This is a genomic window from Bradyrhizobium pachyrhizi, assembly GCF_029714545.1.
GTDB lineage: Bacteria > Pseudomonadota > Alphaproteobacteria > Rhizobiales > Xanthobacteraceae > Bradyrhizobium > Bradyrhizobium pachyrhizi.
Window position 1 is genome coordinate 8,039,822 of sequence record NZ_CP121667.1, and the last position, 25,252, is coordinate 8,065,073.

General features: G+C 64.8%; 25 protein-coding genes. 10 read left to right on the forward strand and 15 right to left on the reverse strand.

Going from position 1 to position 25,252, the window contains the following annotated elements; translation table 11 throughout:
• Positions 1–344: 344 nt before the first annotated feature.
• Both QA639_RS37930 and QA639_RS37935 read right to left on the reverse strand, forming a co-directional pair.
• Entirely contained in the window at positions 345–899 is a 555-nt protein-coding gene (locus QA639_RS37930; RefSeq protein ID WP_157345855.1) for a hypothetical protein, read from the reverse strand.
• Between the two features lie 157 nt (positions 900–1,056).
• Positions 1,057–1,395 carry a hypothetical protein gene (locus QA639_RS37935; RefSeq protein ID WP_157345853.1) on the reverse strand — a complete coding sequence of 113 codons (339 nt, stop codon included), beginning with the start codon at positions 1,393–1,395 and terminating at the stop codon, positions 1,057–1,059.
• A 920-nt stretch (positions 1,396–2,315) separates the two neighbouring features.
• On the opposite strand from QA639_RS37935, the gene QA639_RS37940 reads away from it, so the two are divergent.
• Both QA639_RS37940 and QA639_RS37945 read left to right on the forward strand, forming a co-directional pair.
• Positions 2,316–2,567 carry a C40 family peptidase gene (locus QA639_RS37940; protein WP_028337101.1) on the forward strand — a complete coding sequence of 84 codons (252 nt, stop codon included), beginning with the start codon at positions 2,316–2,318 and terminating at the stop codon, positions 2,565–2,567.
• 266 nt (positions 2,568–2,833) lie between these two features.
• The gene (locus tag QA639_RS37945) at positions 2,834–2,983 is read left to right on the forward strand and encodes a hypothetical protein (RefSeq protein WP_157345851.1); all 150 of its coding nucleotides are present in this window, start codon (positions 2,834–2,836) and stop codon (positions 2,981–2,983) included.
• Positions 2,984–2,986: 3 nt separating this feature from the next.
• Here QA639_RS37945 and QA639_RS37950 read toward each other — a convergent pair whose 3' ends face one another.
• Positions 2,987–3,619 carry a TetR/AcrR family transcriptional regulator gene (locus QA639_RS37950; RefSeq protein WP_157345849.1) on the reverse strand — a complete coding sequence of 211 codons (633 nt, stop codon included), beginning with the start codon at positions 3,617–3,619 and terminating at the stop codon, positions 2,987–2,989.
• A 92-nt stretch (positions 3,620–3,711) separates the two neighbouring features.
• Here QA639_RS37950 and QA639_RS37955 point away from each other — a divergent pair, with 92 nt between their 5' ends.
• Positions 3,712–4,377 carry an O-methyltransferase gene (locus tag QA639_RS37955; protein ID WP_157345847.1) on the forward strand — a complete coding sequence of 222 codons (666 nt, stop codon included), beginning with the start codon at positions 3,712–3,714 and terminating at the stop codon, positions 4,375–4,377.
• A 44-nt stretch (positions 4,378–4,421) separates the two neighbouring features.
• Here QA639_RS37955 and QA639_RS37960 read toward each other — a convergent pair whose 3' ends face one another.
• The 3 genes from QA639_RS37960 to QA639_RS37970 all read right to left on the reverse strand — a co-directional run bounded on the left by QA639_RS37960 (position 4,422) and on the right by QA639_RS37970 (position 6,812).
• The gene (locus QA639_RS37960; protein WP_157345845.1) at positions 4,422–5,147 is read right to left on the reverse strand and encodes a hypothetical protein; all 726 of its coding nucleotides are present in this window, start codon (positions 5,145–5,147) and stop codon (positions 4,422–4,424) included.
• A gap of 108 nt (positions 5,148–5,255) precedes the next feature.
• Positions 5,256–5,498 carry a hypothetical protein gene (locus tag QA639_RS37965; protein WP_028337105.1) on the reverse strand — a complete coding sequence of 81 codons (243 nt, stop codon included), beginning with the start codon at positions 5,496–5,498 and terminating at the stop codon, positions 5,256–5,258.
• Between the two features lie 339 nt (positions 5,499–5,837).
• Entirely contained in the window at positions 5,838–6,812 is a 975-nt protein-coding gene (locus tag QA639_RS37970; protein ID WP_157345843.1) for an NAD(P)H-dependent flavin oxidoreductase, read from the reverse strand.
• A gap of 86 nt (positions 6,813–6,898) precedes the next feature.
• Between QA639_RS37970 and QA639_RS37975 the strand changes: the two genes are divergently transcribed.
• A complete protein-coding gene (locus QA639_RS37975) occupies positions 6,899–8,461 on the forward strand; it encodes an AMP-binding protein (protein ID WP_157345841.1) in 1,563 nt (520 codons plus the stop codon).
• 174 nt (positions 8,462–8,635) lie between these two features.
• On the opposite strand, the gene QA639_RS37980 is transcribed toward QA639_RS37975, so the two are convergent.
• The 7 genes from QA639_RS37980 to QA639_RS38010 all read right to left on the reverse strand — a co-directional run bounded on the left by QA639_RS37980 (position 8,636) and on the right by QA639_RS38010 (position 15,395).
• Positions 8,636–10,762 carry an ATP-binding protein gene (locus QA639_RS37980; protein ID WP_028334779.1) on the reverse strand — a complete coding sequence of 709 codons (2,127 nt, stop codon included), beginning with the start codon at positions 10,760–10,762 and terminating at the stop codon, positions 8,636–8,638.
• Between the two features lie 373 nt (positions 10,763–11,135).
• Positions 11,136–11,909 carry a thioesterase family protein gene (locus tag QA639_RS37985; RefSeq protein WP_283088678.1) on the reverse strand — a complete coding sequence of 258 codons (774 nt, stop codon included), beginning with the start codon at positions 11,907–11,909 and terminating at the stop codon, positions 11,136–11,138.
• Positions 11,910–12,009: 100 nt separating this feature from the next.
• Positions 12,010–12,981, reverse strand: coding sequence for an NAD(P)H-dependent flavin oxidoreductase (locus tag QA639_RS37990; RefSeq protein ID WP_028334777.1), 972 nt, complete (start codon positions 12,979–12,981; stop codon positions 12,010–12,012).
• Positions 12,982–13,162: 181 nt separating this feature from the next.
• The gene (locus QA639_RS37995; RefSeq protein ID WP_283088679.1) at positions 13,163–13,744 is read right to left on the reverse strand and encodes a hypothetical protein; all 582 of its coding nucleotides are present in this window, start codon (positions 13,742–13,744) and stop codon (positions 13,163–13,165) included.
• Positions 13,745–13,798: 54 nt separating this feature from the next.
• A complete protein-coding gene (locus tag QA639_RS38000) occupies positions 13,799–14,380 on the reverse strand; it encodes a YqaA family protein (protein WP_050387247.1) in 582 nt (193 codons plus the stop codon).
• A gap of 69 nt (positions 14,381–14,449) precedes the next feature.
• Positions 14,450–14,845 (reverse strand): phosphoribosyl-ATP diphosphatase, encoded by a 396-nt coding sequence (hisE, locus tag QA639_RS38005; RefSeq protein ID WP_028334774.1) that lies wholly within the window; start codon positions 14,843–14,845, stop codon positions 14,450–14,452.
• Between the two features lie 115 nt (positions 14,846–14,960).
• The gene (locus QA639_RS38010) at positions 14,961–15,395 is read right to left on the reverse strand and encodes a hypothetical protein (protein ID WP_283088680.1); all 435 of its coding nucleotides are present in this window, start codon (positions 15,393–15,395) and stop codon (positions 14,961–14,963) included.
• A gap of 265 nt (positions 15,396–15,660) precedes the next feature.
• Between QA639_RS38010 and QA639_RS38015 the strand changes: the two genes are divergently transcribed.
• The 6 genes from QA639_RS38015 to QA639_RS38040 all read left to right on the forward strand — a co-directional run bounded on the left by QA639_RS38015 (position 15,661) and on the right by QA639_RS38040 (position 23,552).
• Positions 15,661–16,716 (forward strand): ABC transporter substrate-binding protein, encoded by a 1,056-nt coding sequence (locus tag QA639_RS38015; protein ID WP_028334772.1) that lies wholly within the window; start codon positions 15,661–15,663, stop codon positions 16,714–16,716.
• Between the two features lie 285 nt (positions 16,717–17,001).
• Positions 17,002–18,780 (forward strand): glucan ABC transporter ATP-binding protein/ permease, encoded by a 1,779-nt coding sequence (locus QA639_RS38020; RefSeq protein WP_050387297.1) that lies wholly within the window; start codon positions 17,002–17,004, stop codon positions 18,778–18,780.
• 203 nt (positions 18,781–18,983) lie between these two features.
• Positions 18,984–20,429, forward strand: a complete 1,446-nt coding sequence (locus QA639_RS38025; RefSeq protein ID WP_428841120.1) for a D-alanyl-D-alanine carboxypeptidase family protein — start codon at positions 18,984–18,986, stop codon at positions 20,427–20,429.
• A gap of 163 nt (positions 20,430–20,592) precedes the next feature.
• Positions 20,593–22,275 (forward strand): long-chain fatty acid--CoA ligase, encoded by a 1,683-nt coding sequence (locus QA639_RS38030; RefSeq protein WP_028334769.1) that lies wholly within the window; start codon positions 20,593–20,595, stop codon positions 22,273–22,275.
• Positions 22,276–22,297: 22 nt separating this feature from the next.
• Positions 22,298–22,855 carry a DUF924 family protein gene (locus QA639_RS38035; RefSeq protein WP_283088681.1) on the forward strand — a complete coding sequence of 186 codons (558 nt, stop codon included), beginning with the start codon at positions 22,298–22,300 and terminating at the stop codon, positions 22,853–22,855.
• 211 nt (positions 22,856–23,066) lie between these two features.
• The gene (locus QA639_RS38040) at positions 23,067–23,552 is read left to right on the forward strand and encodes a peroxiredoxin (RefSeq protein WP_018269652.1); all 486 of its coding nucleotides are present in this window, start codon (positions 23,067–23,069) and stop codon (positions 23,550–23,552) included.
• A 266-nt stretch (positions 23,553–23,818) separates the two neighbouring features.
• Here QA639_RS38040 and rnhA read toward each other — a convergent pair whose 3' ends face one another.
• Complete coding sequence (gene rnhA / locus QA639_RS38045; RefSeq protein WP_028334767.1) at positions 23,819–24,271, reverse strand: ribonuclease HI; 453 nt, start codon at positions 24,269–24,271, stop codon at positions 23,819–23,821.
• On the reverse strand, positions 24,268–25,248 hold the full coding sequence (locus QA639_RS38050; protein ID WP_028334766.1) for a homoserine kinase: 981 nt from the start codon (positions 25,246–25,248) through the stop codon (positions 24,268–24,270). The genes rnhA and QA639_RS38050 overlap by 4 nt, the downstream gene beginning before the upstream one ends.
• Positions 25,249–25,252: the final 4 nt, after the last annotated feature.

The window sequence follows — 25,252 nt, forward strand, 5'->3', positions numbered from 1 at the left end:
GTAGACAATAAACGCTTTAAGGCCCGGACGGTTGCGGCCGTTCGAGGCGTCGTGGCAGGAAGGCTGCCCAATTGAGGCGCTTTATCGCTCTAGCTCTTTGCGGATCTGGTTGCGGTGCAAGAGGTGAGTTTCCTGTAACTCGCGGTAGGTGCCCAAGACCTGTGTTGCCAATTCGGTGGGATGACCGCTGCGTCCCAGCATGTCGATGATCTCGATCTGACGGGCAACGTGCCGCCCACCGAGTGCAATATGCCGCTTGGCCTCCGCTATGTGGCAATTTGGTAGCGCAGCGCGTCCACGGCTGGTGAACAGGCCGGCTCCGGCTCGGGGAAGTAGCGGCGGCCTTAATCATAGAGGGCTTCGTCCATCGTTGTCTCATGTTGACCGGCGACCGGGCCGCGCGCCTCATGGCAGCCGAAGGGACTCTGACCAAGGTAATTGCGTCCATGCCAGACCACGCCGGCGCCCACTGCCTCCTCGGTGTCGTGCGGATCTTTACCAAACGCGCCGCCCAAGGTATCGCCGAATGTGAGCATGCATTGGTGCTGGATCGAAATCTCGCCTCCGCTTATGTGTGGATTGGACTTGGGAAGTGCTATCTCGGCCGAGCTGAGGAAACGGAAGCCTGTGTCATGGAGGCATTTCGGCTTTGCCCCCGTGACAACAGGGCATTCAGCTGGTTGGCGACAGCTGGTGTTGCACAATCCTATCTTGCAGCCGACGAGGCCGCTGCGCGCTGGTTCACGCGAGCGATCGAAACGAACCGGAATGTCGCCGCCTTCGTTCACTTCTTTTTTCTTGCCGCCGCTTTGGCTCACCTTGGGCGGGTCGAGGACGCACGGGCCGCGATAGAGGCGGGACTCATCGTCGACCCCAAGTTCACTCTGGCTCACTCCCACGCTAGTTCGCCAACGGACAATGCGAGCTGTCTCGCACAGCGCATGCGGATAGCCGAGGGCTTGCGCAAAGCGGGGCTACCCGAGGGATGAGCTGGCCAACAGTTACCGGGGATCAATCCGGAGCCAAGAAATCGAAAAATGGCGGAGAGAGTGGGAGTCAAACCCACAGTTTTCGATCATTCCACTCCGAACAACCGAGAGAGACTGCTCGCAAGTGCACTTCGCAGGCGTCGAGGCGGTTAGAACAATGCTGCATCAAACGCACGCGTTCGGCCCAATAGGCCGCGCGGCCGTAAATGCTCGGATCTTGTTCCGGTCGCCCTTGCGCCGCACCACCTCGTCGGGCCGACGGCGCTTTTTTCTCCGTGTCGTGGGGTAACCCCCCATTGAGCAGGCTCGACGCGGTCAAGCGGTAGCCACGCCTGCGCTGGTCGCCGCCGGCGCCAATATCACTGCCCATAATCTGAAGCGCCTTATTCAGTGTGTTGTCGGACATTGGCGCGCCATCGTCATTGGAGATCCAGACGATCGCGGACCAGCGTCGCGCGATCAGCGCTTTCGGCGTCGGCCTCGCGCCGACAAGAGCCCTCCCCTTAAACTCGCGGTCGTCCTTCCGGGATTTCGGGTCAGAGGCGGGTCCGATTCCAGTCGGGGAATTGTGGAGTCCAGCACGGCATACGCGTGCCCGCGGCCGGAAGCCTGCTGTTTTTTTTCGGCTAACCACGCGTCATCCTGTTGGTATTTGTGTTGGTATCGGCAGCACCACAAGAAAAAATTTGATTTCAATTCAATTGGTTATGGTGCTAGACGATTGTCGGCCAGGGGCACCACGCTTCGCCCTTGCGGGCTACGCGTGGCGCGGCCACACGAAGGCTGCTTGGGCGAAGTGCGTCCGGCGAAGCTTGAGCAACGCGAGAGCGAAGACGGACTCCCGCAATCCCGTTGCCTTTGTTGGCCTCCGCCAGCGTGCGTCGCCTCGCACTGCGCCTCCGTCGTTTTGGGTCTCTTGAGCGCAGCATCGTGATGCGCCTTTAGGCACGCGCACACGCGAATTGACGTGATCGCTCCAGCGCGTCGTCAAAATTCCGATTGACCCGCGCGGCCGCCGGACGAGACGTACTGGCCATATTTTGGCCATAGCCCGTTTCTTAAACGCCTGCGCGGGCCATGCCCCGCCTTCGTTTTGCGTCGCCTGACCGATGCGGTCGCTTCGCAAGCCAATCGCAGATCATCGCTGCGCTTCCCCCACAACATGGATGGTCTGCCAACAGCAAGAAGGACTTTGTAATGCGTAAACTTCTGGCCGCTGTGGCGGTTCTTTTGGCGTTCGCTTCAACTGCCGAAGCCCGCGGCCGTCACCATCACCATCGGCACTATGCACATTCCGGTCGCCCAGCTGCGTGGTGCGGGTGGTTCATGCGCACCCAGGTCGGCGGCGATCCCGGTCCGCAATTCAATCTGGCCCGATCCTGGGCGAGCTACGGCACCAACGCCGGCGGCCCTTCGGTCGGCACCATCGTGGTTTGGCGTCACCACGTCGGCAAGATCGTGGGTCAGGAGAACGGCCAGTGGATCGTGCAGAGCGGCAACGACGGGCATGCCGTGCGCACGCGGCCGCGCTCGCTGGCTGGCGCCATCGCATTTCGAAATGCCTACGCTTCGTTCTAAAGCGCGATGAGATTGGGTCGAATCGTCATCGCGCTTTGGCCTCTTGTTTGAGCATGATCTTTTCGGAAAACCGCTGCGCACTTTTCCGGATCATGCTTTAGGGAACCTCGACGCGTCAGCTGACACGCGAGCTTGCGACACCCGGCGGTATACGAACCGTTCATGATCGCGGCTTACGTTGGAACAGGGTTTCGCCCTGAAGCCCTCAGACGGGCGCCGTCATCTGTGTTGACCAGATGGCGGCGCCTTTTCAGGAGCCAATTGGCTTGCCCCAGAAATCGAAAAAAGTCGCGACGACGGCTCAGACTGCTCCCTATTGGTCGGCGGCTTACGTCAGTCTGTGCAATGGCGTAACGGTTTTCGCCGTGACCGGCGGCGTGCTCGGATTTCTGCTGGTCGCCAGGCACTATCTGTGAACTTCAGCGCTTTCCGAGGCTCCTCAGATACGCGCAGAACATGTCGGCCATGGCGTCGGCATAGGTCGCGATCTCAGCGGGCGTTCGCGGGCTCTCCGAAAAATCCTTGCCGACCGTGCTTAGCGTCGTCGTGATCAGATCGCCGGCCATCGCGCGCACCGCGCCGGACGCTTTCGGCAACGCCTCGCGCATGAAGGCTTCGACGATGCGCTCGCCGGATGCCCGCGCTTGGCGCGCCTCGGGCGCATCGCGATAGAGCGGCGCGGCGTCGCTGAGCGCGACGCGCACCGCGGCCTCCTCGCATTCGGAGCGGATGAAGGCGTGGACCAGTGAACGCAGCCGATCCAATGGCGGCCGCTTGGCATTCTCGAGGATGTCACGCAGCAGGCTGGTGGTCTGCCGCCACTCGTCGATCTGCAAGCGGAACAGGATCGAGGCCTTGTTCGGGAAGTACTGGTACAGCGAACCGACGCTGACGCCGGCCTTCTCGGCCACCCGCGCCGTGGTGAAACGCTGCGCGCCCTCCTTGGTCAAAACCTGAACAGCCGCATCGAGAATCGCCGCGACGAGCTCGGTCGAGCGGGCCTGTTGCGGCTGTTTTCGCGAGGAAATTGAGGAGCTTCGCCGCTCGGTCATGGACATCCTGGGGAATGCGATTAGCGAATGCGAATAATTATTCGTATTTGTGGCAAGGCGCAAGGAGCGCCGCTTTCACACCGGAGATCGACATGACCACCCTCATTTCACCTGCGCTCGCGGACCTGCTCGAGCGCCTGTTCGCGCAAGCCTCGGCCGCGGTGGAGGAAACCCGGCTCGCGGTGGCCGACCTTTCCGACGCGGACCAGGCGCGCCTGATGCGGAGCAAGACCGACTACCGCGCGCTGTACGGCCGGCTCAGCAATGTGCCGCTCGCGGTCTCGCGCGAGACCGGCGCGCTGCTCTACATGCTGGCGCGCGGCAGCCGTGCGCGGAATATCGTCGAGTTCGGCACGTCATTCGGCATCTCGACGCTGCACCTTGCCGCCGCGCTGCGCGACAATGGCGGCGGGCGCCTGATCACCAGCGAGTTCGAATCGTCCAAGGTGGCGCGTGCGCGGGACAATCTCGTCGCCGGCGGACTCTATGACCTTGTCGAGATCCGTGAGGGCGATGCACTCCAGACGCTGCGCACGGGTCTGCCCGATACGATCGACCTCGTGCTGCTCGACGGCGCCAAGGCGCTCTATCCCGATATCCTCGATCTCGTGGAGAGCCGTCTGAAGCCGGGCGCCTTCGTCGTCGCCGACAACGCCGATGACAGCCCTGACTATCTGGCGCGCGTGCGTTCGCCAGCCAACGGCTACACCTCGGTGCCGTTCGACGGAGACGTCGAGCTGTCGATGCGGCTCGGCTGAAGCGAATATCGAAGCGCGGGTTCGGCGCGACCGGAGCCTGCCGCTCAGATCATCGCAGCGACGCGTTCCAGGCCGATCAGGCGCGCCAGCGAACGGACCTCGTTCTTCTGGTCCTCGCGGAGCTGAAACAGCAGCGGCATCGCCGCCGATTTCAGCTGCTGGACCTCCTCGGAGTCCGGATCGATCGGCATGCTGCCGGATGCGGGATCGCCCTGGCGCTTGGCGTGAATCTTGCGGGCGACGGCGCGCAACGCGGTCTCGACCGCCGGCCAGTAATATTCCTGCGACGACGACAGCTTCAGCCGGTCCTTGATGCCGGCGATCTGGGCGTCGCTCAGCAGCGCGTAGCTCTTCTGCGGCGCCGGCTTGGCGGCTGCCTTGGGCTTCGGCGGCGCCGGGGCGGCCGGCGCGGGCTCGACGATCTTCGGCTGAGCCGCATCGACGGGGTCGGTGATCTTCGGCAGGCCGACATCGGCCGGCTCGACGGAGGCATAGGCCTGGCGCACCGTGTCAGTCGCGCCCGGAATCGCGGCTTGCGCCCGCAACAGGAGCGGAGACGGATTGGCGGGAGGTTCAATCGGCTGGGGCGCCTCAAACGAGGCCGCGGCAAGCGTCGTGACGGCGAGCTTGTCCTGCTTGCTGGCACGGTTGGCGACCGGTCCAATGTCGGCCTGCGCCGCCGGCAGGCTGTCACGGCCCAAAATGGCTGTTACCGCGGCGCCCGCGAGGAGGAAGCATGTCAGCGCGGCGAGGGTGATGGCTCTGGTCAAAAACTACTCCATTGCCGGCCGGTGTCACCGCAAACTGCGCGTGAAATGCGGCGGTACCGTGCCGTGACGACGCCAAATAGGTGAAATTGTCCCGAAACGGCCGGAAAATCAGGCCGCGACGTCGAGCTCATAGGCTTCCTGGATGTCGGCCACGATCTCATGCGCCGTCCAGAGCGCGCCGGGCTGGACCGAGTGCATGCTGACCGTCCAGTTGGTCCGGCGGGTGCGCGGCGTGCTGACAATGTCGAATTCGACCTGACGGCACAGCGGATGCCGCTGCAGGGCGTAAAACACCCGGGTCCGGAGCTCGTCGAGCGATGCCGGGGTCTTGGAGAGCGCCTCAAAGGCCATGTCGCATTCCCACAAACTGCCGGGCGACCAGCCGTGGGCGACCCGTGACGCTATTGTTGGGACTGGCATGGTTAATGCCGCGTTAAGCGGATGGGCGGGATTTGAGTACTGCTATTTCGCGAACCAGCGCGCTTTCGAGCAACGGTTGGCGCGAAGGGAACGCGTCAAAGCAGCGACTCTAGTGTGCTGAATGCGAAGTTCGTGCGATTTCGCGGCAGCCACTTTCACGAACTTCGCATTCATAAAGCACACTAGAATCATAAGTTTGCTAGTGTCCTTATCGAATCCGAAGTTCGCTCCGAAGGTGCGGCAAATGATGCGAACTTCGGATTCGGGACACTAGAGCCGCACCCGCGCGCTTGCCGCCTCATACTCCGCGATCGTCTGCGCCACGAGTTCGTCGACGCCGAGCACCCCGGTCACCCCTGAGGTCGAATGACCGCCGCTCCAGATATCGCGCCAGCGTTTGGGGCGGCTTTCGCGGGCGCCGATGTCGATGTCCTTGCCGATGTCGATCGCGCCGCGTGCCGGCAGGTCGTCGGGATCGAGACCGGCGGCCTCGATCGAGGGCCGCAGCATGTTGGTCTGCAGGCCGGTGAACGCCGTCGTGAGCATGATGTCGTCGGCGGTGGAGTCGACCAGCATCTGCTTGTACCTGCCGTCCGCCATGCTCTCGCGCGTCGCGATGAACTTGGTGCCCATATAGGCGAGGTCGCAGCCGAGCGCCTCTGCGGCGCGGAGCGCGTGGCCGTCGCCGATGCCGCCGGCAAGCACGATCGGTCCATCGAAGAAGCCGCGCACCGCGCGAACGAACACGAACGGATTGAGCCAGCCGGTCTGCCCGCCCGCACCCGCAGTGAGCAGCACGAGCCCGTCGGCGCCGGCTGCGACCGCGCGCTCGGCATGGCGGATCGAGGCGACGTCGGCGAACACCAGCGCGCCGGCATCGTGCAGAGGGCCGAGCACCGGCGCGGGCGAGCCGACCGAGGTGATCACAAGCTCGGGCTTGTGCCGCAGCAGCACGGCGAGATCCTGGGCCAGCCGTGTGTTGGAGCGATGCACGATCAGGTTCGGGCAAATCGGCGCGGCTGCTTGGCCGCTTGCATCGGCATGCGCCTGCAGGCGGCGCGCGATGTCGCCGAGCCAGGCATCGAGCTGTTCCGTCTCACGGCAATTCACCGTCGGAAACGAACCGATCACGCCGTTGCGGCAGGCGGCTACCACCAGCTCGACACCGGAGACCAAGAACATTGGTGCTGCAATCAGCGGCAGCCGCAGGCGACCGCGAAAACGCGCGAGAGGATCGGCGGACAAGTTGCTTCTTCCCTACATCATTGTGTTAGCTTTGGCGCAACATTGGCACGACAAAAGCCAAAGACAAAGGCGGGAGGGACAACCAGATGAGCAATCCGCTCTATGCATTTCCGGCGGTGTGCGAACAGACCTTGCGGGCGCTGGCGCGCTATCCATCGCGCATCGCCTTCGCATGGCCGGGCGGCTCGCTCAGCTATCAGGGCGCGACCGACCTGATCGGACGCATGCAGAGCGTGTTCATACGGCTCGGCTTTGCGCCCGGCACCCGCGTCGCGCTGCTCACCGCCAACCGCGCCGACAGCTGGTGCGCCGGCGTCGCCGCGCAATTGTCGCGGCTCGCGATCACCTGGCTGCATCCGCTGGGCTCGCTCGACGACCAGCTGTTCCAGATCGAGGATTCCGAAGCGCAGATGCTGATCGTCGACGGCATCACGTTTCGCGATCGCGGCGGCGAGCTCACGGCGAAGGCGCAGGGCCTGAAGACCGTGTTCACGCTCGGCCCGGCGGATTACGGCGCCGACCTGTTGCACGTGGCCGAGGACGCCGGCAGCGCAACCGCGAAGAGCTTTGCCCGCGAGGACGACATCTCGACCTTGAACTACACCGGCGGCACGACCGGCAAATCCAAGGGCGCGCTGCGTTATCACCGCGAATATGGCGGCTTCGCCGCCGCCATCCTCGCCGATTTCGAGATCCCGGAGACGCCGCGCTATCTCACGGTGGCGCCGATCAGCCATGTTGCGGGTACAAAAGTGCTGCCGACGCTGATGCGCGGCGGCACCGTGCACATGCTGAAAGGGTTCGACCCGGAGGCCGTGTTCACGACCATCGCGCGCGAGAAGATCAACTTCACGCTGTTCGTGCCGACCATGATCTATGTGATGCTGGATCATCCCGCGCTCGACAAGACCGACCTCTCCTCGCTCGAGCTTCTGCTCTACGGCGCGTCCGCGATGTCGCCGAGCCGGCTGGTCGAAGGCATCGAGCGGATCGGCCCGGTGTTCTCCCAGCTTTACGGCCAGACCGAATGCTATCCGGTTTCGGTGCTGCGCAAGGCGGACCATGACCCGAAGACGCCGGACCTGTTCCTGTCCTGCGGCTTCCCGATCGCCGCCTGCCAGGTCAAGATCCTCGATCAGGACGACCGGGAGGTCGCGACCGGCGAGCCCGGCGAGATCTGCGTGCGCGCCACGCATGTGATGGCCGAATACTGGAAGCGGCCCGACACCACGGCGGAGACGCTGAAGAGCGGCTGGCTGCACACCGGCGACATCGCGCGCATGGACGAGCGCGGCTACATGTTCATCCTCGACCGCAAGAAGGACATGATCGTCTCCGGCGGCTTCAACATCTTCCCGCGCGAAATCGAAGATGTCTTGTCGCAACATGCCGACGTCGCGATGGTCGCGGTGGTCGGCGTGCCCGACGACAAATGGGGCGAGGCCGTCACCGCCGTCGTGGTCGCGCGCGAGGGCGCTGTGCCCGACGCCGACGAGCTGATAAGCCTTGTGAAGGCGAAGAAGGGCTCGGCGCACGCGCCGAAGCAGATCCAGTTCGTCAAGGAGCTGCCGATGACCGGCGTCGGCAAGGTCGACAAGAAGGTGCTGAAGGCCCGCTTCTGGACCGGCCGCGACCGCATGGTGGGGTGAGGTTCACCGAGCCCAATCCCGTCGTGCCCGCGCAAAGGCTTTGCCTTTGTCGCTGAGGAGACCGCGCAGCGGCCGTCTCGAAGGATGCACGGCCAATAGTTCCCGGCGCCCGACTTTCCTCTCGCGGCGACAGCCGAGCCGTCGCCCTTCGAGACGCCGCGCAAGCGCGGCTCCTCAGGGTGACGGGGACAGAGTGGAAGGCGTGGCGAGACTATCTGCGCTGGCGGCAGCAGTTTGCTGACCGGCGCCCTGCCCGAGCAACCGATCGAGCCGGTCGCGCAGCTGATCCTGGTGGTAGGGCTTGGCCAGCCGCGGCAGGTCGACCTGGGTGCCGTCGGGCAATTCGGCATAGCCGGTGGCGAGCAGCACCAGAAGCTGCGGCCGCACCTTGCGCGCAGCCGCGGCGAGTTCGATGCCGGTCATGCCGGGCATCACGTGATCGGTCATCATCAGATCGATCTCCTGGTCGCTCCTGAGGATTTCGAGCGCCTGCGGTCCGGAATTGACGCCAATCACGCGGTGACCGAGGTCCTCCAGCATTTCCATGGTGGACATCGCGATCAACGGATCATCGTCGACCAGCAGGATCACCGCCGAGCGCTTGACCGTCTGCGCCGCAGGCGCCGGGCTCTCGACTTCCGGCACCGCCGTTGCAACCGGCAGCACCAGCGCAGCCGTGGTGCCCTTGCCGACCGCGCTCGACAGCTCCAGCTCGCCGCCGAGCTGCACGGCGAGTCCATGCACCATCGACAGGCCGAGCCCGGTGCCCTTGCCCACCGGCTTCGACGAGAAGAACGGCTCGATCGCGCGCTTCAGCACGTCCGGCGACATGCCGGTGCCGCTGTCGACCACCGAGAGCTTCAAATAGTCGCCAGGCTGCAGCGTCGGATCATTCTTCGCCTGCCAGGCCGCGAGGCGGATCTCGATCACGCCGCCATCCGGCATCGCGTCGCGCGCATTGATCGCAAGGTTGAGGACCGCAAGCTCAAGCTGATTGCTGTCGACGCAGGCAAGCGGCAGCCCCTCGGGAATGTCGAGCCGCAGCATGATGCGCGGTCCGAGCGAGCGCTCGAGCAGATTGCTCATATCGCGCACCAGCGCGCCGAGATCGACCGGCACCGCGCGCAGATCCTGCTGCCGCGCGAATGCCAGCAGCCGCTGCGTCAACGACGCGCCGCGCTCGGCGCCCTGCAATGCGCCGTCGACCAGGCGACGCAGGCGTGGGTCCTCCGGCAAGCGCTTGCGCAGCAGATCGAGATTGCCCATCACCGCCATCAGCAGATTGTTGAAGTCGTGCGCGACGCCGCCGGTGAGCTGGCCGATCGCCTCCATCTTCTGCGCATGGCGGAGCTGTTCCTGCGCCCGCTCGCGCGCGGCGACCTCCTTCATCAGGTCGGCGGTGCGCTGCTCGACCCGCTGCTCCAGCGTCGCGGTGAGTTCGGCGAGTGCGGTGCGCTCGGCGGCAAGCTGCGCCAGCAATGCCTCGCGCTCGATCTCCGCGGTCTTGCGCGCGCTGATGTCGGAGCATACGCCGACCAGCGAGCGGATGCCGCCGTCGGGCCGACGCACCGCACGGGCGCGCACGTCAACCCAGTGCTCGGTGCCGTCGGGCCAGATGTTGCGGTATTCGATCTGATAATCCGAGCCGGTGCGCAAGGTTTGTTCGACGATCTCGCTCCGGCGGGCGCGGTCGTCGGGATGCACCGCGTCCAGGAGATCCTGATAGGTGAAGGGATCGCCCGGCCTGCGCCCGAAATAGGTCTTGCAGGTCGGCGACGCCTCGAGCTCGAAATCCGGCAGGTGAAGCTCGAGCGCGCCGAGATGACCCGCATTGAGCGCGGTCTGCAGCAGACCTTCGCTCTCGGTCAGATCCTCGAGGATCTGACGGGTCTGGTATTGGCGGCGGCGGCCGCGCACCGTCGCAGCGACCAGGCTTACCAGCGTGGTCGGATGAAACGGCCGCTCGATGAAGGTGACATTGCCGAGCGCCCGGCCGAGCCGCGCTGCTTCGGGATTGCGCTCGGGTCCCCCCTTCTCGCTGATCAGCACGATAGGAAAGTCCGACCATGACGGCTGCTCGTTCAGCCAGTGCGTCAGACCGGCGAGATCGGCGGCCCTGATCACCTCGTCGGCAATGATGGCAAGGCCCGCCCCGCTTGCGATCTGGCGTTCGAGCTCGGCGAGATCAGCGCAGATGTTGGCGTAATAGCCGGCTTCCTTGATCAGGTGGGCAGTCTTGACGGCGTCCCGCTCGCTCGCGGCGAGGATGACCGCGCGTTCCGAGGACGGACCAGGCTTCATCGCGTCTGTCCCTGCGGCGGCCGGGCGTCGACACCGTCCGGCACATCACACAACCGCCGGACGGCCATGGCCACGATGCCGGCGGCGGGATCAATACGCATCATGGGACCCCCTAACGGGAGCGAAACTCGCACGTGCCGCCAACCGTTCCCGGGAAGCGCAGTTATTTTTGCCGCAGGGGCAGCCGGTTGGCGCGGCTCCAGCACCGCGAATCGGTGAAACAACCCCATGCACAGTAGACGTGATCGGTCTTCGCCTTCCCCCTGAAACGGGGGAAGGTCGGGATTGGGGTCAGCTGATCCGCACCCGCTTTGCTGTGGCGAGCAAGGCGACCTCCCCTTTTCAAGGGGAGGTGGAAGAAGCGCAGCGCGTCCTAGCGCCGCTCGATGACCAGGCTCTGGACCGCTTGGCCGAAATAGCCCCGCTGATCGGCGAGCCGCGACATTGCAAGCCCGGCGCCGTCGGGCCCGATCCAGGACTGGCCGTCGAGCAGGATCCAGTCGCCGACCGGCTCGCGCGCCAGGCTCACCGAGAGATCGGCGTTGATGAAGGTCCATTGGCTGAAATCGAGCGCCGGCGAAGTGCCGTTGGAGAAGTCCGAGGCAACCACTGCCCGCATCGCCTGCGAGACGGCGGCACCCGCGATCAGCGGGCGGTCGACGCGGAACCAGATCGCGCCAGGTCCCATCACGCCGAAGCGGCCACGCGCGGCCCGCATCGAGATGCATTTCACGAACGGGCTGTTTGCAAGATTGCCCGGCTCGATCATACTTTCGTCGGGGCCCGGCAGATCGACGGCAAGCGCGGCGATGTCCGGCGGCAACTCGACCGTCTGTTGCTTGATCTTGAGCACGGTGGCCGAAACCACGAGAACGCCGTCGGCAAGCAGCCTGACGCCGCAGAGCTGGATCTTGCGGCCATCGCGCAGGATCTCGCTCTGCACGGTCAGCGGCGCCACCGGCACCGGGCGCATCAGGTCGATGGTGACGCGCCCGATCCGCATCGGCACCGGCGTCGGAATGGCCTCGGCCGCCCACACCACCAGCGCCGCCGGCGCGGAGCCATGCTGCATCCGCGGATCCCACGGACCCGCGGCGTCAGGACTGGTGACGACGCGGTCGCCGTCGACGCGAAAGATCGGTTCCATCACAGCGTGATCCGAAAAAGTGGGACGCGGTTTTCCGAAGAGATCATGCTGAAATGAGGAGCTGAAGCGCGATGAGGATTCATCATGATCTCATCGTGCTTCAGCCAAGCGCCGGATCGACGGCTTCGTCGTATTCCTTCCTGAACCGGCCAATCAGTTCGGCCGCGGGCACCACCTTGGAGATGCTGCCGACGCCCTGGCCCGAGCCCCAGATCTCCTTCCAGGCCTTCGGCTTGGCGCGCTCGCCGGACGCATCGGTGCCGAAGCTCATCTTCGAGGGATCGGAGGTCGGCAGGTTTTCCGGATCCATGCCGGCCGCGACGATCGACGGCTTCAGATAATTGCCATGCACGCCGGTGAACAGGTTGGAGTAGACGATGTCCTCGGCGGACGAATTGGTGATCATGCTCTTGTAGCCCTCGACCGCGTTCGCCTCCTTGGTCGCGATGAAGGCCGAGCCGATATAGGCGAAGTCAGCGCCGATGATGCGCGCGGCGCGGATGGCCCGGCCGTTGGAGATGGTGCCCGACAGCGCGATCGGCCCGTCGAACCATTGCCGCGTCTCCGCCACGAACGGGAACGGCGACAGCGTTCCGGCATGACCGCCGGCGCCGGCCGCGACCAGGATCAGGCCGTCGGCGCCCTTCTCGATCGCCTTGTGCGCGAACTTCTGGTTGATCACGTCGTGGAAGACGATGCCGCCCCAGCCGTGGACCGCCTGGTTGAGCTCCTCGCGCGCGCCGAGCGAGGAGATGATCATCGGCACCTTGTGCTTCTCGCAAAGCGCCATGTCGTGATCGAGCCGGTTGTTCGACTTGTGCACGATCTGGTTCACCGCGAACGGCGCCGACGGCCGCTCCGGATGCGCCTTGTCATAGGCGGCGAGCTCTTCCTTGATCCGGTACAGCCACTCGTCGAGCAGCTCCGCCGGCCGCGCGTTCAACGCCGGAAACGAGCCGACCACGCCGGCCTTGCACTGCGCGATAACGAGGTCGGGCACGGAGATGATGAACAGCGGCGCCCCGATCACGGGAAGAGACAGGCGGCCCTTGAACAGAGCAGGCATGGACATTGGAAGCGGATCCTCAAGTGTTGGTCGTTGGTTGGTCTCGAATGCTGACCGTCATACCAACAAGGCAATCTTTCCAGTGTCAAGGATTGCGTTTTGGCGCTGCAAAAAGGATGACAAATCCTCATCATGACGCCTTGTTTTCCGTGAGCATCTGGCATCCCAGAGGCAAGCGTCGCCGTGGCTACTGGCAGACCGCCCGTGTCACGAAATTTTCCGTCCTGCAGTCGTTCGGGCCGCGCTTGTGGCCCGGCAGATAGACCAGCGGCGAGCATTTCTCGGAGGCGTCGGTATCGATGCCCCTGCCTTCCCGAAACCCCTTGCTCTGGCACAGCCGGTCGGCGCCGATCTTGCAGTCCGGCGCGCCGTTCGAGGCTTCCACGCAGGCCGCGCGTCCGGTCACCACCGTCGAGGGGCGCGCGATGTTCGACAGATCGTTGATGGTCTCGCCTGGGCTCTTCAGTGGTGGCAGCGTCGATCTCGACTTCTCGAACAGCTTTCCGATTTCATTGATCAGCCCGGGATTCTCGCGCTCGACCGGCGCCGGCGGCAGTTCGATCTGTTGCTGCTGCGAAGGCGGGACCGGCCGCTGCGCCGGCGACTGCACGCCAGGCGTCGGCGGCGCTGTCTGGGCCCGGCTGTGGTCGAGGGTCGCCAGCGTCATCGACAGCACAAGACTCGACAGCGCAATGCGCGCCTTTGCACGCATGGGCCTGACGAGCGTGAGCCCGGCAGGATCGAGCAGGTCCGCGATTCCATCAGCCATCGCGCTGAGCGTAACCCGAAGCCGCGCGCAGGCAAAGCCGCAAGCGGTCGGTCGCTAGATCAGCTTGAATGCGACAACAAAGCCCAGCACCAGCACGATCGCGCCGATCGCGACCCACAGGCCGAGCCGCTTCTCGAGCTCGGCGCGGATGAAATCGCCATAGCGGTTGAGCAGCACCGCGACGAAGAAGAAGCGGCCGCCACGCGCGACGATCGAGCACAGGATGAACAGCCAGATGTTGTAGCCGGCAAAGCCCGAGGTGATCGTCACGAGCTTGTAGGGGATCGGCGTCAGTCCCTTCAGCAGGATGATCACGGCGCCCCATTCGGCATAGGAGGCGCGGAACGCGTCGACCTTGTCGGAGAGGCCGTAGAGATGGATCAGCCATTGCCCGAGCGAGTCGTAGAGCAGCGCGCCGATCGCATAGCCGAGCACCCCGCCGGCGACCGACGCCACCGTGCAGACCGCCGCGAACCACCATGCCCGCTTCGGCCGCGCCAGCGACATCGGCAGCAGCATGATGTCGGGAGGGATCGGGAAGAAGGAGCTCTCAGCGAAGGCGACGGCCGCGAGAATCCACAGCGCATAGGGCTTGTCGGCCGCCTCGACGCACCACTCGTAAGTCCGTTTCAACATGGGCGCGATGAACCATCATGGAGCGGATTTGTCCATGCCGGGATTGAGCTGAATCTGGTTGATTTACGGCTACCGTTTGCGCAGCCGGTTCTCCAGCGCGACAATTCGGCGCCGAACCACCGGGACCGGCGCGGGTTTGGGCACCTTGACCGGCGACTTCGGCAGCTTCTCGGCGATCCCGAGCAGCCGTTCGCGCCGCTCCATCTCGCGCCAGACATCCTCCGGCTTCACGCCGGCCGACGCCCAGAGAACGGCGAGGTTGTAGAACAGGTCGGCGCTTTCGCGAATGACGGCATCCGACTTGCCGCTGACGGCGTCGATCACGACTTCGATCGCTTCCTCGGCGAGCTTCTTGGCCATCTTGGCCGGGCCGCGCTGGAACAGCCGTGCCGTGCGCGACGTAGCCGGATCAAGATCCTTGGCCGCGATCACCGCCTGGTAAAGCCGCTCGATCGAATCACTCATGCTTCGAGCCTAGTCGAAACGGGTCGCCAGCGTGTTAACGGCGACGACGAAAAAATCCACCGGCCCGCGGCCGGTGGATTGGATGCTTTGTGACAGTTCTGAGAACCGCCGACTGTCAGTACGGCTGATACGGCAGTTGCGACCGGCGCCCGTAATAGCCGCGGTAACCATAGTACGGTCCGCCGCCGTAATAGACCGGGCCGCCGCCATAGTAGACGGGACCACCGTAGTAACCCGGGCCGCCATAGTAGCCGTAGGAGTCGTAATAGTCGCGGCGGCTCTGGGCTGCGGCGATCGCGAGACCCGTGCCGACGATCCCGGCGAACGCAGCCGCAGCCGCGGCGCCACCGCCGCCATAGTAGCGACGGCGGGCACTGATGTCGGTCGCGCCGCTCGTGCCTTGTGACGTCGTCACAGCGGTCGCCTTACCTGTATGAGCAGAGCCTGCGAACGCCATCGTCGGCTCGACGGCCGTCAACGCCACCGCGGCAACCGTTGCCAATGTGGCTGCGCGGCCAATGGACGAAAAAACACCTTTTCGCGCAAACATTGCAGTCATCCTTTGTGGAAGCCGGCCCGACGGGCCTTGGTTAGCTAACCCACTGCCTCCAGATTAGGTTCCCCAAACCGAATGCAAGCTGAACGACCTGAGGTGAAAACATGGCAAGCCGAAGCCTGGCAGTCATCGACCGTTCACCTTGCCTGGGGCAAAATGCCTGCAAATAACGCTTGAAATTGACGCTTGCTCTGGCGCATTCGATGTCATGAAGCAGGCGCGCCGGCGCGGCACTTTGTCTCGCCTCCCGGATGTCATGATGCAGGTAAGTCGGACCACCGTTCTCCGCTTGATACTGGCCGGCATGATCGGCCTCGCGGGGGGCGTGTGGCCGGCGTTGACGCCGCTGCGCGCCAGCGATCTGCCACCGCCGCTCACCATCCAGTTCACGCTCGACCGTCCGCTTGATGCCGCCGCAGCGCCATTCGTGATGGCGTCGACCGGCGGCCTGTTCAGCGCCGAGGGCCTCAGCGTCGGCACCAACGTCGCGACCAGCTCGGCGGATGCCATCGCGCGCGTCGCCGACGGCTCGAGCGATTTCGCCCTCGTCGACATCAACTCGCTGATCCGCTTTCGCGACAAGCCTGGTGCTGCGCCCGTCAAGGCGGTGTTCGTGCTGTTCAACCAGGCGCCTTATGCGATCATCGCGCGCAAGAGCCGCGGCATCAGGACGCTGACCGACATGCAGGACAAGAGCCTCGGCGTCGCCGAGGGCGACCTCTCGATCCGGCTGTGGCCCGCGGTCGCGAAGCAGAACGGCATCAAGCTGTCGAGCGTCAAGCAGAGCACGATCAGCGCCGCGGTGCGCGAGCCGATGCTCTCCGCCGGCCAGGTCGATGCCGTCACCGGCTTCTCGTATCTCTCGGCGATCAATTTGCGCGATCGCGGCGTGCCCGCCGACGATCTCGCGGTGCTGCGCTTCGCCGACTATGGCTGCGAGGCCTACGGCTTTGCCGTGATCGTCAGCCCGCGCCTTGCCGCCGCGAAGCCGGATGCGGTGAAGGGATTCGTGCGCGCGGCGATCGGCGGCACCAACCTCGCGGTCAAGGATCCGGCCCGCGCCGCCGGCGAGGTCGCGAGCCGGATGGATGGCGGCTCGCGTGATCTGGAGCTGGAGCGGCTGAACGCCATCATCCGCGACAACATCCTGACCAGCGAGGTGAAGCGCGACGGCATCGGCGGCATCGAAGCGGAGCGCTTCGAGCGCTCGGTCGACCAGCTCGCGGAGGACTTCAAATTCCAGAAGCGGCCGCACGCCACCGACATCTTCGACGAGGCTTTCCTGCCGCCGATCGACGGCCGCCTGGTGAATTGAGAGCATGCGAAGCGGCACCAAATGTTCAGCGTCGTCCTGGCGAAAGCCAGGACCCATTACCCCAGCCGTTTGTTGTTGCGCGACGCTGGGGCCACTATCCCGCTCCCAATCAAATTCGTTGGCTATGGGTCCTGGCTTTCGCCAGGACGACGGCGTAGGGAGCCGGTCGCCACAATCACCGTCACCCTGAGCATGACGCGCTGTCACCGCTGGCCCTGCATCGCGAACCCTGATTAAATTGCATCCCGCCTGATCGGGCGCCCACCGCTGACGAGTGCCGCCGGCATGTCCATGCTTCGCCTCTATACCCGCGTCCTCGAACTGCTCGGCAAGGAGGCGCGGCTCGGCTGGATCCTGGCGATCGCCAACGTGCTGCTCGCCGGCGCGCAATTCGCCGAGCCGGTGCTGTTCGGCAAGATCGTCGACGTGCTGTCGGGCCGGCCGGTCACCGGGCTGTTCGCGACCTCCTCGGCATGGCCGCTGCTCGTCGCCTGGGCGGCGTTCGGCCTGTTCACGATCGGCTGCAGCGCGATCGTGGCGCTGCAGGCCGACCGGCTGGCGCACCGCCAGCGCCAGGCGGTGCTGACCGATTATTTCGAGCACATCCTGCAGCTGCCGCTGACCTTCCATTCCGGCACCCATTCCGGGCGGCTGATGAAGGTGATGCTGAACGGCACCGACGCGCTGTGGCGGCTCTGGCTCGGCTTCTTTCGCGAGCACTTCGCCGCGATCATGTCGCTGATCGTGCTGCTGCCGCTTTCGCTCTACATCAACTGGCGGCTGGCGGTTCTGCTGTTCGGGCTCTGCGTCGTGTTCACCGTGCTGACCACGCTGGTGGTGCGCAAGACCTACGGAATGCAGAGCGAGGTCGAGGCCTATTACAGCGATCTCTCGGCGCGCGCCTCGGACGCGCTCGGCAATGTCGCGCTGGTGCAGAGCTTCGTGCGGATCGATTCCGAGGTGCAGGGCCTGCGCTATGTCGCCGACAAGCTGCTCGCGGTGCAGATGCCGGTGCTGTCATGGTGGGCGCTGGTCACCGTGATCACACGCGCCTCGACCACGATCACGGTGCTCGCGATCTTCACCGTCGGCATCGCGCTGCATAACCAGGACCTCACCACGGTCGGCGAGATCGTGATGTTCGTCTCGTTCGCCACCATGCTGATCCAGAAGCTCGAGCAGGTGGTCAGCTTCATCAACAACGTGTTCATGGAAGCGCCGCGCCTGCAGGAGTTCTTCGACGTGCTCGATGCGGTGCCGGCGGTGCGCGATCGGCCCGGCGCGGTCGATCCCGGACGGCTGTCCGGCCTCGTCGAGTTCGACGACGTCTCGTTCTCCTATGACGGCAAGCGGCCGGCGATCGAGGATCTCAGCTTCACCGCCCTGCCGGGCCAGACCATCGCGCTGGTCGGCTCGACCGGCGCCGGCAAATCCACCGCGATCGCGCTGCTGCATCGCGCGTTCGATCCGCAATCGGGCATCATCAGGATCGACGGTATGGACATACGCGCGCTGAAGCTGACGGCGCTGCGGCGAAACATCGGCGTGGTGTTCCAGGAGGCGCTGCTGTTCAACCGCTCGCTGGCCGACAATCTGCGCGTCGGCAAGCCCGACGCGACCGATGAGGAGCTGCGCACCGCCGCGGCGCGCGCGCAGGCGCTTGAATTCATCGAGCGCAGCGACAAGAAGTTCGATACCCATGCCGGCGAGCGCGGCCGCATGCTGTCCGGCGGCGAACGCCAACGGCTGTCGATTGCCCGTGCGCTGCTGAAGGATCCGCCGATCCTGATCCTCGACGAGGCCACCAGCGCCCTCGACGCCGTCACCGAGGCCAAGGTGAATGCCGCTCTCGACGAAGTGATGAAGGGCCGTACCACCTTCGTGATCGCGCACCGCCTGTCCACCATCCGCCACGCCACCCGCATCCTGCTGTTCGACCAGGGACGGGTGATCGAAAGCGGAACTTTCGATGAACTGGTGGCGAAAGGCGGGCGTTTTGCCGAGCTGGCGCGGGCCCAGTTCATGGTCCAGGAACAGGCGCGCGCCGGCATCGAGACACCATAATTCCCGCCTTTCCAATTGAGGCGGCTGCCGAAATTCAGCCGATTTCGTCCACGATATAATTCGGCGGCCTCTGTTCTCTGCTGGCAAGCCGGTATAGGGTTTGCATCGCCGCAATGCGGCGCCGGACACGCTTGAAACCCGTACGTCACAATCGCAAGACCTCCTTATTTCAAGGCGGGTCTCAAAGGACCGGAACCGGATTCGTGCACCTTCCTCGCCCGTCATTGAAATGGATTCTGGCCGTCGCGATGCTCGCCATCGCCACGCCGCAAATGGCGCAAGCCGAGGCGCTGCTGGTTGTCGAGGCCGATTCCGGAAAGGTGCTGCAGGCCGACAATGCGACGATGCCGTGGTATCCGGCGTCGCTCAGCAAGATGATGACGGCCTATGTGACGCTGAAGGCGGTCAAGGACGGCCGCGTCTCGCTCGACACGCTGCTCACGGTGTCGCCGACCGCAGCTTCGCAGTCGCCCTCGAAGATGGGCTTCCGGCCCGGCACCCAGGTCACCGTCGACAACGCGCTGAAGATGATGCTGGTGAAGTCGGCCAACGACATGGCCGTGGTGCTGGCCGAGGGCATCGGCGGTTCGATCGACGGCTTTGCCGGGATGATGAACCAGACCGCGCAAAAGCTCGGCATGACGCAAACGAGCTACGTCAATCCGAACGGCCTGCCCGCCGACGGCCAGATCACCTCGGCGCGCGACATGGCGATCCTCGCCCGCGCCATCATCCGCGACCTGCCGGAATACGAGTATTTCGTCCACATCCCGTCGATCCGCTTCGGCCGCCGCATCACCCAGAACTTCAACAAGCTGATCGGCCGCTATCCCGGCGCCGACGGCTTCAAGACCGGCTTCATCTGCGCCTCCGGCTACAATCTCGTGGCGTCGGCGACGCGTGACGGCAAGCGGCTGATCGCCGTGGTGCTCGGCGCCTCCTCGGGCCGCATGCGCGCGATCCGCGCCGCGCAGCTCCTGGACCGCGGCTTTGCCAATAACGGGCTGGCGTGGCTGCGGCCCTCGCTCGGCACCGTCGACAATCTGGTGCCGATCGATTCCACGCCGCCGAACCTGCGCGAGGAGATGTGCGGCCCCAAGCACAAGCGGCCCGCCAGCGACGAGGACGCAGAAGACACCATCGCCAGCGCCGGAAGCTCCAGCACCAATGGCGACGGCGGCGTCAGCTTCTTCGCCTCGGGCCTGCAGGCCGCGATGCCGACCAAGCCGGCCGACATGCTGGCGCAGCCGGCCGCGGCCTCCGAGCCGGTCGTGGTTTATACGGGGCCGACCAAGACCGGTGCTGCGTTGATCGCCGCGGTCGAGGCCGACACCGAGAAGATGCAGCCGGTCAAGCGCGCCAAGGGCAAGCACAGCCGCGTCGCGGGCAAGAAGCCCGATGCGGCCGATGACGCGAAGGCCGACACCAAGGGCGCCTCCAAGTCGGACAGCAAGCCGGCGGCCAAGCCCGTGCGTCACGCCAACGCCAAGCCGGATGCCGCAGCTGCGAAGACCGCCGCGGACAAGCCCGCCGCCGCAAAGCCTGCCGGCAAGCCGGCGGCGGCAAAGCCGGCTGCCAAGCCCAAGACCGCGGCCGACAAACCCAAGGCTGCCGACAAGCCGAAAGCCGACGCCAAGCCGGCCGGCTAGCACAGCGCCCGCCCGTCATTTCCTCCAATGCGTCGATAACGCGCAGCGGCTTGCCATTGGCCGCGGCATCGCTCAATACTGCCTGAAATAACGCGGCCAAAGGTCGGAAAACCCGGAAACAATCCGGGACATCAGCCAAATTTGAGAGAGGGGATTGACCATCATGGAGCGCATCTGGCTCAAGCATTATCCGGCCGGCGTGCCCGCGGATATCGACGTCACGCAATATTCGTCGCTGGTCGAATTGCTGGAAGAGAGCTTCAAGAAATTCGCCGATCGCAAGGCGTTCATCTGCATGGACAAGGCGATCACCTATCGCGAGCTCGACGAGATGTCGACGGCACTCGGCGCCTACCTGCAGAGCAAGGGCCTGCAGAAGGGCGCGCGGGTCGCGCTGATGATGCCGAACGTGCTGCAATATCCGGTCGCGACCGCCGCCGTGCTGCGCGCCGGCTATGCCGTGGTCAACGTCAACCCGCTCTACACCCCGCGCGAGCTCGAGCACCAGCTCAAGGATTCCGGCGCGGAGGCGATCATCGTGCTGGAGAACTTTGCCACCACCGTGCAGAAGGTACTTCCCAATACCGCGGTCAAGCACGTGATCGTCGGCAGCATGGGCGACCTGCTCGGCTTCAAGGGCGTGATCGTCAATCTGGTGGTGCGCCGGGTGAAGAAGATGGTGCCGGCCTGGTCGATCCCCGGCGCCGTCGGCTTCAACGAGGCGCTGTCGGCCGGCCGCGCCGCCAAGCTCAACAAACCGACGCTGACGCTCGATGACGTCGCCTTTCTGCAATATACCGGCGGCACCACCGGCGTCTCCAAGGGCGCGACCCTGCTCCACCGCAACATCCTGGCCAACGTGTTGCAGAACGATGCCTGGCTGCAGCCGGCGCTGGCGAAGCCGCCGATCGTCGAACAGATGGTCATCGTCTGCGCGCTGCCGCTCTATCACGTCTTCGCGCTCACCGCCTGCTATCTGCTGGGCATGCGAGCCGGCGGCACCAATCTGCTGATTCCGAATCCGCGCGACATGGCGGGCTTCGTCAAGGAGCTGTCGAAGTACCAGGTCAGCTTCTTCCCGGCGGTCAACACCCTCTACAATGGCCTGCTGAACACGCCCGGATTCGACAAGCTCGACTTCTCCAAGCTGAAGATCGCCAACGGCGGCGGCATGGCGACGCAAAGGCCGGTCGCCGAGAAATGGTTGAAGGTCACGGGCATCTCGTTGTCGGAAGGCTATGGCCTGTCGGAGACGTCGCCGACCTTGACATGCAATCCTGCCACGATCGAGGAGTTCTCCGGGACGATCGGCCTTCCCGTCCCCTCGACCTGGCTCTCGATCCGCGACGATGACGGCAATGAGTTGCCGATCGGCGAGGCCGGCGAAATCTGCGCCAAGGGCCCGCAGGTGATGGCGGGCTACTGGAACAGGCCGGACGAGACCGCGCGCGTGATGACGGCGGACGGCTATTTCCGCACCGGCGACATCGGCGTGATGGACGAGAAGGGCTACACCAAGATCGTCGATCGCAAGAAGGACATGATCCTGGTCTCCGGCTTCAACGTCTATCCGAACGAGATCGAGGAAGTAATCGCAAGCCACCCGGGCGTGCTCGAATGCGCCGTGATCGGCGTGCCCGATGCGAAGTCCGGCGAAGCGGTGAAGGCCTTCGTGGTCAAGAAGGACCCGAACGTCACCGCCGAGGACATCATCAAGTTCAGCGCCACCCAGCTCACCGCCTACAAGGTGCCGAAGCAGATCGAGTTCAGGACCGACCTGCCGAAGACCAATGTCGGCAAGATCCTGCGCCGCGAGCTGCGCGACGAGAAGAAGGCCGCGGCTTAAGGCGTGAGTGGACTGACGTTCGATGTCTGACGCAAGCCTCGCGACGCCGGCTGACGTGCTTGGCTTCTGGCGGCATGCCGGCCGCGACCGCTGGTACAAGCACGACGACGCCTTCGATGCCGAAATCCGCAGCCGCTTCCTCGCCACCTGGCAGAAGGCGGCTGCCGGCGAATTGTCGTCATGGGAGGCGAGCGATGAGGGCGCGCTGGCGCTGACCATCGTGCTCGACCAGTTTCCGCGAAACCTGTTTCGAGGCGACGCCAGGACCTTTTCAAGCGATGCGCTGGCGCGTGAAGTGGCAAGGCGCGCCATCGACCGCGGCGTCGATGCGCGGACCGACCCCGTGCTGCGCGAATTCCTCTATCTGCCGTTCGAGCATTCGGAGGACCTCGACGACCAGCAGCGCTGCGTGACGCTGTTCGGGCAATATGACTGCCATCCCGACAACCTGAAATACGCCGAGGACCACGCCGACATCATCCGCCGGTTCGGCCGCTTCCCGCACCGGAATCGCGTGCTGGGCCGGCAGACCACGGCCGAGGAGCAGGACTTTCTCGACGCCGGCGGTTTTTCCGGCTGATGACGGAACGGTGACCAGAGTCTTTTTCCGTTCCGATTGAATCGGAACGGGGCTCTAGATTCTTGTTTTGACGCGTTTTCTTCACGCGAACCGGTATCCGCTTCGCTCGAAAATGCTCTCACCTCCGGCATTGCCGTTCTCGCAGCAGGCCGTATTGTGCCGTCCAATCGCCGGGTTTAAGACAGTTCCGCTTCACCGAGGGAGAACAACGATGACGATCAATGTTGGCGACAAGCTGCCGGAAGCCAAGTTTCGCGTGATGACCGCCGAGGGTCCACAGGTCAAAACCACCGACGATATTTTCAAGGGCAAGAAGGTCGCCCTGTTCGCGGTGCCCGGCGCCTACACCGGCACCTGCCACAAGATGCATCTGCCGAGCATCTTCCTCAACGCCTATGCCATGAAGAACAAGGGCGTCGATACCATCGCGATCGTCTCGGTCAACGACGCCTTCGTGATGAACGCGTGGAAGCGCGACACCGACCAGCGCGACGAAGCCGTCTTCCTCGCCGACGGCAATGCCGACTTCGCCAAGGCGATCGGCATGGAGCTCGACGCCTCCGGCAACGGCCTCGGCATCCGCTCCAAGCGCTACTCGATGCTGGTCGAGGACGGCGTGGTGAAGAAGCTCAACCTCGAGCCCGCCCCGGGCAAGGTCGAGGTCTCCGGCGGCGACACGCTGCTCGGGCAGCTCTGAGTTTTCGCCGCATACTTTGCTGTCGTCGCCCGGCTCGACCGGGCGACGACAGTACGCCGCGGCCTCTCGTTTCAATCACCACTGCCTCTGGAATACTGGATCGCCCGCTTTCGCGGGCGATGGCAGTTATGGGCATGGCGATGGCCGCGGATCGCGGCTTCGTAGGATGGGTAGAGCGCAGCGAAACCCATTGCCTTTCGTGCCGCGGAGCGAGTGATGGGTTTCGCTTCGCTCTACCCATCCTACCCAGCCAACAAGCGGCGCGCCTAACTCTTCAACCTCGCCATCGCCACGCCTTCGCGCGCCAGGAAATCGGCGCGTTCGTTCTCGGCATGGCCGGCGTGGCCCTTGATCCAGTGCCAGCGCACCTCATGCGGCTTCAGCGCGGCATCGAGACGCTGCCACAGCTCGACGTTCTTGACCGGCTTCTTGTCGGCGGTGCGCCAGCCGTTGCGCTTCCAGCCATGGATCCAGCCGGTGATGCCCTGGCGGACATACTGGCTGTCGGTGGTGAGATCGACCACACAGGGCTTCTTCAGCGCTTCCAGCGCCGAGATCGCCGCCATCAGCTCCATGCGGTTGTTGGTGGTGTGCGCCTCGCCGCCCTTCAATTCCTTCTCGACGTCGCCGAATCTGAGGATCGCGCCCCAGCCGCCCGGCCCCGGATTTCCGGAGCAGGCACCATCGGTGAAAACAGTCACATGCGGCTTTTCGCTCACGCCGCGCACCCGGCCGGCGTGATGCCGTAGTCGTTGATAGCAGCGACGCTCTGCTGGAAGCGCAGCTTGCGGACATATTCCAGCGGGTCCTTCGGCTGCACCAGCGCGCCTTCGGGTACGTTGAGGAAATCGACCAGGCGCGTCAGCAGGAAGCGCATCGCGGCACCGCGCGCGAGCAGCGGCAGCGCGGCCTCTTCCGCCGCCGACAGCGGGCGCTCGCGACCATAGGCGTTGAGCAATGCGCGCGCCTTGGTGACGTTGAAGGAATGATCCGGCTCGAAGCACCAGGCGTTGAGGCAGATCGCGACGTCGTAGGCCAGGATGTCGTTGCAGGCGAACGGGAAGTCGATCAGGCCCGAGAGCCTGTCGCCCAGAAAAAAGACGTTGTCGGGAAACAGGTCGGCATGGATGACGCCGACCGGCAGATCGGTCGGCCAGGCGGCTTCGAGATGATCGAGCTCGCGCGCGATGAAATCGTGCAAGCCCGGCTGCACGCTGTCGGCCCGTGCGGCGGCGAGATCGAACAGCGGCCGCCAGCCGGCGACCGACAGCGGGTTGTTGCGGACCAGCGGAAAATCGCGGCCGGCAACGTGCATTTTGGCCAGCGCCTCGCCGACGCCGGAGCAATGCGCCACGTTCGGCCGCCGCGGCCACACGCCCTCGAGGAAATTGATGATCGCGGCGGGCCGGCCGGCGAGCCGGCTAGTGACCTCGCCCTTGCGGTTGCGCGCCGGCTGCGGGCACGACACACCGCGCTCGGCGAGATGGGCCATCAGCGACAGGAAATACGGCAGGTCGTCCTCCGCCACGCGCTTTTCATAGAGCGTGAGGATGAAGGCGCCCTGGCTGGTGTGCAGCAGGAAGTTCGAATTCTCGACGCCCTCGGCGATGCCCTTGTAGGAGAGCAGCTCGCCGATGTCGTAGCTTTTGAGGAATTCCGCGAGGTCTTCGGCGGCAACGTCGGTGTAAACCGCCATATGG

What these genes read in the sequence shown, in the direction of transcription:
- QA639_RS37935 (WP_157345853.1), bottom strand. Translation starts at nt 1,395, where the DNA reads ATGTCCGACAACACACTGAATAAGGCGCTTCAGATTATGGGCAGTGAT.
- QA639_RS37940 (WP_028337101.1), top strand. Translation starts at nt 2,316, where the DNA reads ATGCGCACCCAGGTCGGCGGCGATCCCGGTCCGCAATTCAATCTGGCC.
- QA639_RS37950 (WP_157345849.1), bottom strand. Translation starts at nt 3,619, where the DNA reads ATGACCGAGCGGCGAAGCTCCTCAATTTCCTCGCGAAAACAGCCGCAA.
- QA639_RS37955 (WP_157345847.1), top strand. Translation starts at nt 3,712, where the DNA reads ATGACCACCCTCATTTCACCTGCGCTCGCGGACCTGCTCGAGCGCCTG.
- QA639_RS37965 (WP_028337105.1), bottom strand. Translation starts at nt 5,498, where the DNA reads ATGGCCTTTGAGGCGCTCTCCAAGACCCCGGCATCGCTCGACGAGCTC.
- QA639_RS37975 (WP_157345841.1), top strand. Translation starts at nt 6,899, where the DNA reads ATGAGCAATCCGCTCTATGCATTTCCGGCGGTGTGCGAACAGACCTTG.
- QA639_RS37980 (WP_028334779.1), bottom strand. Translation starts at nt 10,762, where the DNA reads ATGAAGCCTGGTCCGTCCTCGGAACGCGCGGTCATCCTCGCCGCGAGC.
- QA639_RS37985 (WP_283088678.1), bottom strand. Translation starts at nt 11,909, where the DNA reads ATGGAACCGATCTTTCGCGTCGACGGCGACCGCGTCGTCACCAGTCCT.
- QA639_RS37990 (WP_028334777.1), bottom strand. Translation starts at nt 12,981, where the DNA reads ATGTCCATGCCTGCTCTGTTCAAGGGCCGCCTGTCTCTTCCCGTGATC.
- QA639_RS37995 (WP_283088679.1), bottom strand. Translation starts at nt 13,744, where the DNA reads ATGGCTGATGGAATCGCGGACCTGCTCGATCCTGCCGGGCTCACGCTC.
- QA639_RS38000 (WP_050387247.1), bottom strand. Translation starts at nt 14,380, where the DNA reads ATGTTGAAACGGACTTACGAGTGGTGCGTCGAGGCGGCCGACAAGCCC.
- hisE (WP_028334774.1), bottom strand. Translation starts at nt 14,845, where the DNA reads ATGAGTGATTCGATCGAGCGGCTTTACCAGGCGGTGATCGCGGCCAAG.
- QA639_RS38010 (WP_283088680.1), bottom strand. Translation starts at nt 15,395, where the DNA reads ATGTTTGCGCGAAAAGGTGTTTTTTCGTCCATTGGCCGCGCAGCCACA.
- QA639_RS38015 (WP_028334772.1), top strand. Translation starts at nt 15,661, where the DNA reads ATGCAGGTAAGTCGGACCACCGTTCTCCGCTTGATACTGGCCGGCATG.
- QA639_RS38020 (WP_050387297.1), top strand. Translation starts at nt 17,002, where the DNA reads ATGTCCATGCTTCGCCTCTATACCCGCGTCCTCGAACTGCTCGGCAAG.
- QA639_RS38030 (WP_028334769.1), top strand. Translation starts at nt 20,593, where the DNA reads ATGGAGCGCATCTGGCTCAAGCATTATCCGGCCGGCGTGCCCGCGGAT.
- QA639_RS38035 (WP_283088681.1), top strand. Translation starts at nt 22,298, where the DNA reads ATGTCTGACGCAAGCCTCGCGACGCCGGCTGACGTGCTTGGCTTCTGG.
- QA639_RS38040 (WP_018269652.1), top strand. Translation starts at nt 23,067, where the DNA reads ATGACGATCAATGTTGGCGACAAGCTGCCGGAAGCCAAGTTTCGCGTG.
- QA639_RS38050 (WP_028334766.1), bottom strand. Translation starts at nt 25,248, where the DNA reads ATGGCGGTTTACACCGACGTTGCCGCCGAAGACCTCGCGGAATTCCTC.